The sequence below is a fragment of the Oleiphilus sp. HI0043 genome (genome assembly GCF_001634935.1).
This window is the reverse complement of sequence record NZ_LWEY01000839.1, coordinates 1-7873: the sequence shown is the minus strand read 5'-3', so window position 1 is coordinate 7873 and position 7873 is coordinate 1. Positions and strand designations below refer to the sequence as shown.

General features: G+C 40.0%; 9 protein-coding genes. All 9 read right to left on the bottom strand.

Going from position 1 to position 7873, the window contains the following annotated elements; translation table 11 throughout:
- Positions 1 to 284: hypothetical protein (locus tag A3729_RS09550; RefSeq protein ID WP_156497848.1), on the bottom strand; the 284-nt coding region annotated here is incomplete at its 3' end.
- A gap of 95 nt (positions 285 to 379) precedes the next feature.
- Complete coding sequence (locus A3729_RS09545; RefSeq protein ID WP_068510923.1) at positions 380 to 646, bottom strand: hypothetical protein; 267 nt, start codon at positions 644 to 646, stop codon at positions 380 to 382.
- A 100-nt stretch (positions 647 to 746) separates the two neighbouring features.
- A complete protein-coding gene (locus tag A3729_RS09540) occupies positions 747 to 1055 on the bottom strand; it encodes a hypothetical protein (protein WP_068510925.1) in 309 nt (102 codons plus the stop codon).
- A gap of 225 nt (positions 1056 to 1280) precedes the next feature.
- The gene (locus A3729_RS09535) at positions 1281 to 2069 is read right to left on the bottom strand and encodes an ABC transporter substrate-binding protein (RefSeq protein WP_068510926.1); all 789 of its coding nucleotides are present in this window, start codon (positions 2067 to 2069) and stop codon (positions 1281 to 1283) included.
- A 976-nt stretch (positions 2070 to 3045) separates the two neighbouring features.
- Positions 3046 to 3759, bottom strand: coding sequence for a hypothetical protein (locus A3729_RS09525; protein WP_068553734.1), 714 nt, complete (start codon positions 3757 to 3759; stop codon positions 3046 to 3048).
- 115 nt (positions 3760 to 3874) lie between these two features.
- Complete coding sequence (locus tag A3729_RS09520) at positions 3875 to 4393, bottom strand: hypothetical protein (protein WP_068633748.1); 519 nt, start codon at positions 4391 to 4393, stop codon at positions 3875 to 3877.
- Positions 4394 to 5033: 640 nt separating this feature from the next.
- Positions 5034 to 6122 carry an FAD-dependent monooxygenase gene (locus A3729_RS09515; RefSeq protein ID WP_068511187.1) on the bottom strand — a complete coding sequence of 363 codons (1089 nt, stop codon included), beginning with the start codon at positions 6120 to 6122 and terminating at the stop codon, positions 5034 to 5036.
- Between the two features lie 276 nt (positions 6123 to 6398).
- The gene (locus A3729_RS09510) at positions 6399 to 7001 is read right to left on the bottom strand and encodes a LysE family translocator (RefSeq protein ID WP_068510259.1); all 603 of its coding nucleotides are present in this window, start codon (positions 6999 to 7001) and stop codon (positions 6399 to 6401) included.
- 249 nt (positions 7002 to 7250) lie between these two features.
- A complete protein-coding gene (locus A3729_RS09505; protein WP_068567256.1) occupies positions 7251 to 7529 on the bottom strand; it encodes a LysR family transcriptional regulator in 279 nt (92 codons plus the stop codon).
- Positions 7530 to 7873 lie beyond the last annotated feature (344 nt).

The window sequence follows — 7873 nt, the reverse complement described above, 5'->3', positions numbered from 1 at the left end:
ATTAAGCCAGTAGCTGCTGCACTTAAAGCGATACCAGAACCCAAAGCTTTTTCGCCCCATAGATTTTCCGTACTTTGGGGCTCTCCCCAAAGGCTTTTAGCATCATCTAATGGAATGCTAATTCGTGGTTCAGAGAATAAACCATCCTGAGGTTGTAACTCGATATGCTGACTTTGTAGTTCACTTAAACTTTTGCCGTAATCGTAATCTCCAATTTCGGTCTTTACCATTGAACTACAACCTGACAATAAGGCTAAAACTGCAATAACAAATATGTGCTTCAATTTAACTCCTTTTTTACAGCTAACGCCTTTAGCTGCGGCGAGCGATAGCGAGTCCAGCCCCGGGGATTTTTCCGGGGCGAGGCAGGCTAAACTTGTTAGGCTTTTTTATTCGCATATTTCTCGGCTACTTTTTCAGATAATTCAAGAATGGTATTGGAAGCACTCTGATAGGTATAAGGTCCATCCGGGCGATAATATTTTGCTTCTCTTGAGCTAATGGTCCAGTAGATTTTTTTAATGCCCAAAGTTGAACATAGATTCTGCATGGTAAGCTCAAGTTTCTTTCCTTGTGGAACATTTGTTCTGGCAGTTGTTGTGCCAAAATAACCTGTCCCAGTATCTCTTACTATCTCGACTTTCATAGCATCTCCATGAGCCTAACGCCGCAATAAAGGGCGAGCGGCGCGCAGCAGAGCGAGTCCAGCCCACGGGCCCTTTCGTGGGCGATCTTTGATTGCCTGGTTATATTTCATTTGCTACGAGATTAGATTTAACCTTGCCAGAAATTACCAATTTATAAAATACAAACTCAGCGACTAAGCCTGAAAATATTGCCGCTGCAACTGCTATACCCCCGCTAGCAGTTGCCTTTGCTACAGCAGCTAAAACTAAAAACGCTAATGGTAAAGTAATAACAACAGCTATAAGAGCGTGAAAACCATTTATGCGTATTATTTCTTTACAGCCACTGCATTTGATACGCATGGGGTTTGATGACTTTAGCAGATTCATAAAGCCAAACTTTTTGGAGCAAGATGGGCAATTACTCACTATTAGTTTCCTTGTATATTGAACAGTGACAGTGTTTAAAAAATATAACGCCGCGTTAACCGGAGGAGTAATGATGGCAGTTTTTGTGCGTATTTTTGCACAAAAGGTGTCAGCATTACGGAGTCCGTGTTGAACGCCTGGTTAAGTGTTTCCATGTACAAACAAGCTGTACCCACCGCCCCTAATTTCATGGCCACCCAAAAAAACAGTTGCACCAGACTTTTTCTATTTCGGCGGTTTTAATAGAGAATATTTAAGTAGCAAATGATCTAATTTGCCAGAACTCTTAAGTTCTTTTAAACCCTTTGATAGAATATTTGCATAAAGTTTTGCGTTACGTTTTTTCGGAGAAAAAGCGATATATATGTCTTCTTTTGAAGCAACCCCTGCTGATTTGATATCTTCATACGAATTAAGGCCTGTCAAATAGTTTAGCACTATATTAGATTCCTCTACGAAAGCATCAATCCTATCTATTTTAAGTAATTCAACTAGACGGCTAAAAGCATCATCACCATGAAGAATAGTTAAACGTGCGATATTCGCTTGGTTTGGCTCAATATATTCCTTAAGAAGGCTGCCATAAGAGTAATTCTTTATAGCACCAAGGTTGATATTCTGTAATGACTTAAACCCACTAAAACGCCAATCAGATGTGTTTTTCACATAGAAAACATGTTCAATGCTATACAAAGGTTCATCTGGAAAAATGAAATCAGGTGTTTCATCTCTACCCGTACCAATAATTCCATCATAGTCACCATTACGGACAGTCAAAATTGAACGAATCCAGGGCCTAACGATATAATTTATCTTATACCCCTCCTGCGAAAAGGAATAATTTGCAATCTCTACCAAAAGGCCAGGTCTCTCTGTGCCAGGAACACAGTTATAGGGGCACCATTGATCTGCAACTAAGGTAATTTCCTTTGCTTGATCACTAGTTGATGACGCATAGCTAATGGACACGACTGGAATAAAAAGCAGAAGCATTCTAAAAATACGCAGTTTCATATCCTTTCCCCCTTATTCATAGCAAGCTATTCACGATAGTCTCATACTAAACTTACCCGATAGCCATAGTGTAGACCACATTAAATTCTCTACAGCAAGCCAGCTACTTACGAAAAGTAACAAATACTTTAAGAGACAACCAGACAACCAGACAACCACTCGGACACTTAACGCCTTTAGCAGCGGCCGAGCGCAGCGAGGTCCAGCCCCAGCGTCTTTTTGCTGGGGCGATGCTGGCTAAACTTGTTAGAACTTTACTACGCATAAAGTAGAAATAATACAAAGCCAACCCCTGAAACTAAGGCCAATAAAAAGACACAGTGAAATATAAAATTAGCTAGCCGCCACCTGACATTAAAGCCTTGTCGATAATTGGTGGTAAGCGCATAAAATATTGAGCCTACGCACAAGATTGATACTAACAATAAAGCTACATGCTGAGTTAAAGCAAAATAACAGCTAATTAACCCTATGAGAAAGCCGTATGTTGCTAAAGATGAAGCTTTCGTTGTACCCCAAAATTCTTTTTTTTCTATATCCATTTTAGGTTGATCTACAATCTGATTAAAAAGTTCTAACGCTTTTATAAACGGCGCACGGCTCTATCGTGCGTCCAACGCAGGCCACGTTTCTTTGTGGCCGGAGTGATGTTTGATGAACTGGTTAGATGTTTTAGAACTCCCAACTACACCAAACACCACGTTAAAACCAAAGTGCTTGCCCAGAGACAAAAACACCGCAGATGGCGACTTTACCGGATTCCCTAGGAACACACCATTGACGAAGCCTCTACAAATTAAAATGTGCTTGAGAAGCTTAAACAGTAGAGCGGAACAGTGGGAAAACGTGCCACCTACCCTAAAACTTTAAACGGAGGAATGTATGAAAAGAAACGAGCACTCCCTGCCGAATATTGAGCCCTAAACCTTAAGAGCCAAAAAACATTTAACGCCTTGGTGACATGCGCCGCCAGGCGTCATGTTGACCAACTTGTTATGTGTTCCCCAGGGTCTCGCGACGCCAATTCGTCAACACTTTCCTTTGAAAGAATAATATTCCCAAAATAGGCTGCGTCGCAATGATTGCCCCATTCCATATAGTAAACCAAATGGCATATACCACTCTCATCCACCTTGATTAGAATGGTATAACCAAGATCACCTTGCGCAGATGCATGGAAATGTATCCAATCACCAAAGATGTCAAGCGTACCCTCTATATCATATATTTTTCTGATAAAAAGAGCTTCGTCGTCGACAGGCATAACTTCCTGAATAGCTGAGCGGAATAATATAACTCTTTCTATATTGACCTTAATCCAAGCAAATTTTTCTCTTTTTTCAAAAACCTTAACAATCTTAACTTTAACGAAAGCTGACTCTTCTATCTCTTCTGGATGACAATCCCAGCCATTGTAGTGTGCTAATGCTGGTGTATATAAGGACCAAAAAGTAGCGTCAGATTGCTCTGAGAAAGGGCCTTGAATCCGTATAACTCTCGTAGAGCCTTCGGTTGGAATTACGTTCGATCGTTTCCATTTTTCTGACGTTGCCTCGGATGGTATTGCGTCCATCTCATCACTCCAGGACACAACATCATCCGAATACCCTGAAAATTCGAATACAGGATAGGAAGGATGCTCCTTATCAACGTATTTTCTGCATGCACCACAATAGAAATTTAGCTTCATTACACACCGTCACACATAACGCCTTGCGAATGGGCGAGCGACGCGCAGCAAAGCGAGTCCAGCCCCGGGTATTTTTCCGGGGCGAACATTGCGCAATTGGTTAGCTGAACAATTTCTAGTTATTTCGCATGGACTTATATTGTTCAAGAAAACTCACACCCTGTTTAGAATACTTGAGGTATATGAAAAAAGCGGCGTAAAGTGCCATAAAAATACCTGCAAACCAATATATTGCGCTATCTGATAACTGCCCATCAAGGTAAAGCCTAATACCAAATAACGAAGAACCAAAGGACACATAACAGAAAATAATTTTTTGCGCCCAGCTATTACCAGCAACGGTTTTGAGGAACGCTTTATCTCCAAGCAACGCTGCCATAAACGAGCCAGCATATAGTACAAAGAACGCTACTTTTCCTTGAAATATGCTAACTAAGATGAAACACGGAGTAAGTAGCAGAGCCGCTAGAATACCTTGTAGCGATTTGGCAGCCTTAGTACTTTTGTATAACTCTGGATTTTGAAACTTAGCCGTAACATCGCCGCTAGCACCTTTAGGGCAACCACATTTAGTGCATTTATTTGCGCTTTGTTCAACAATCACAGAACACGCATTGCAAATCCAGTTTGACACTTAAATAAATTCCTTATTACAGCTAACATTTGAATCTACGACATAAGGTCGTATATCCACCTGTCGTATATCCTTTTTTTAAAATCGTTCTGATATTACTCGAATCATACACCATGACTGGATTCCGCAGAAGTCCGAGATTCAAAAACTATTAAGAAATGCGACACTATGTCGTATATCGTGATTTTACACCAGTTTCTTAGCCACTTGTTTTATATACAGTTTTTGATTCGTTCTTGTAAGTTCTCAGGATATACGACAGGCGGTCGCTTTTTAAGTCAAAAGGTACTAAATCTAGCTGAACGAAAGCGAATTCTCGATGCTAGGGAACATCAGCTTTAACTACTAAAGTAATGTCCACCTTATCCATGACTACAATTTATCAAACAAACTCTTCCCACCTTTTGGAAAGATTCGCATACCCTCCCCACTCAATATTAACCACAGCGGCCCACCAGGTTTTAGTGCTTTAGTAGGATGTCCAAATTATTTAACCTAGGTGGGTATAACTAAAAATTTGGACTAAGCCTTAACTTAGCGTCAGTCACTTTGGCCCCTTCAAAATAACAAGCCAGATACCAGTAGCTAAATCTGGTTTTTTCCAAAGGTTTAATCTCTTTTGGTTTGAATGGATTTTCAATTATTTAGTGTACTTGTTTTTTTCTAAATAATGTTCGATCAGCCGATGTTCTGGGGTGTTTAGCAAATGTTCGTCTATATTTTCTAACCAATTAATATCATTCAAAGATTTATCAATTGGGGCGCGCAATGCGATTGGTGTCATTTCTGAGTAATGATTGAGAATGGTGTCGATGTCATTACACCTCTGAAAGCATGTTGTTAATGCGTTAGCCATGTTAAATGCTGTTTGCAAACCAACGCCCGCGCTATAGTGGAAAGAAAAAGCCGCATCGCCAATTAGAACCATATTTTCATGGAAAAGGTGTTTAACGGTATTCATCTTGAAAGAAAACCAGGGCAAATTGGTAGAAACCAAGTCAATTTTGTCTTCTTCGCTGGTGAATATCTTATTAAGATGGGGGATAGCTTCGGCTGGGCTTTGCTGGAGAAAGCGACTCGATTGAAAGCACTTTTCGGTCATTTCAATGATAACAGCCTGCCTGGTGTCCGTTAGGGGGTAGGAGGACAACTGAATGAAGCCGGTAGATGTTTTAATGACGTAAAACCTGACATTTGTTTGAGGTTTTGGTGAGTCGTTATAAAACCAAGTAAACTTTATTTTTGCTTCATGCTGCTGTGTGACAAATTTAGCCGCATATTCTTTTCGTACAATGCTGTTTACGCCATCTGCTCCAACCAATAAGTCGCAGGAATCTTGTAGCTGACTTAGCTCAGATGGAAGCACTTTTTTCTCTTCGATAGTTATTCCGAGTGACGTAGCTTTATTTCTGAAATAGCGCATCAATTCAAAACGGGAAACGCAGTGTCCATCAGAAAACTTAAAGGTTTGGCAGTCGTTATTGGTTTTTACGGTGGCTTGTGAGAGTCTCGGCGGAGTGTTATTCGCAAAGAGTGATGTGAAATAATCCTCATCCAAATGCGCTAACAAATCTTTGGTCAGCCCCTGTAGCGTGTAGCCTAAACCAAATGAGTTGATTGATTCATTTTTAGCCTCATAAACGGTGATGTCAAAGCCAGGATTGAATTTTTTCATGGCACTCGCAAAATAGAGCCCGGCCGGCCCACCGCCAATGATAATAATTCTCATATTCTCATATTCCTTTTATGCCAACCGGTACTACTACCGAGCATGTTTAATCTTTGTTAATCTTTACATTATAAACATTAAAGACTTAGCTTTACACCTGAATTCTACAATTTGTTTCTTTAACCGTTTTAGGTATTAAGCCAAGCTAAGTAAACTTGACGATGATTTGGTGAGCCATCAAATTCTTTATTACGCAAATCGCACAAAGCAAACACTAGTTTAAAGGCGCGGCGACAAACTTGTAGCCGTGCCTGTCATTGATATAGCCAATGCCATTTACAGCCATATTGAGATACCAGAAAACAGTAACTGGCCACTAAATATTAGCAACGGTACAGAAAGCGACTTAAGCACGACAGCGTAAACTCTCGGGTTGAACCGCTCTCCTAAGGCTTTAATAAAGAGAGCCACAGAAAATTTCGTAATACACAGACTAAATAATGTACAAACAATAAATACAACAGCCTCTATATTAGAGCCCATGAAAATATAGCTACTGCCAATAGTTAGCCAAAATATATACGGTGCTGGATTTAGGAAGTTAATTTTTACTGCCGTAGCTAAGCTTGAGCTTTTGCTACCCCCGACACTAGGGTCGATGTTGTTTGGAGTTTTAAGTATTTTGTATGCAATAAGAGCTAGGTACATAGAGCCAAAGACAGAAATCGCAGAGATAAACAAGCCTATATCATTAAGCTGCAACGTTAACAGCAATGCCAGAAGTATAATTGGCCCATCGGTTACAATAGGTGCAAGGCTAGCCATAAACCCATTGTAATTACCTTTTGACATGGTTTGATGAATCACAAACACACCTAAAGGCCCCGGTTTCAGCCCTGCCACTAAGCCAAAAGTTAATGCTGCTAATGCGAAATACATGATATACCCAGTAGGTTACAACCCTACTAATAATGGCGAAGAAACAGGGTGGTTTTATTTGGAACGAAGGCTTCCCTGCATATAAGTAGTTGCATACTTAACCTGCTTATTGTTCATACTGTCCAAGAGTTATAAAACCTGTATTCGTATGGATACTTTGTTCATTGTAATAACTACCCAAATAGTAACTCAAGGTCATACTTAATTCATATTGGTTGATTATAGATTTGAGTCAACGAGCTTTTTTGCCTAGCCATTATCAGTATCTAATACGAAGCTAAGCTTGGCATCACAAAGGTTGGTTTTAGCCAGTGTGCGTATTTCTTTTGCCAGTTGGCGATAAAAGCCCCGATTAGGACAATTCTGGCGCCATGCTAAAACGTGCATTCTTGATAAATTTAGCTGATCAATATCTCTAACGCTTGGCTGACTAATATTGATGATATCTGCCGCACCACGAAATATTGCAGACTCTGCAAGGCAGACAAAGTATTCCAACTGTCTTAGTGTCGGGGTTTCATGAGCCATTACAAGCGCAAATCCTCTATCAGTGTACTTTTCTATGATAGATTAATACTATCAATATAATTGTAGTACTTCTATTGAGCTATCAGTATCCGCAGTGCATATTACGCGAGCTTGAACTTCAATACCCAGCGTAAAAGCAATGGTTTATGAGCGTTTTTTTCAAGCATTACGTTGACAAGTTGAAACTATACGACTAGCTTCAAATAGAGATAAATTGTTGCGCTTTCACAAGAAATTTAGCTCTGGTTAGAGTGTTACCACCATTGACCTCTTATAATGATTGAAAATACCATATAAAAAATGTTACAAATCAACGTTCCCCAGCTAGCTATGATTCGAATTAA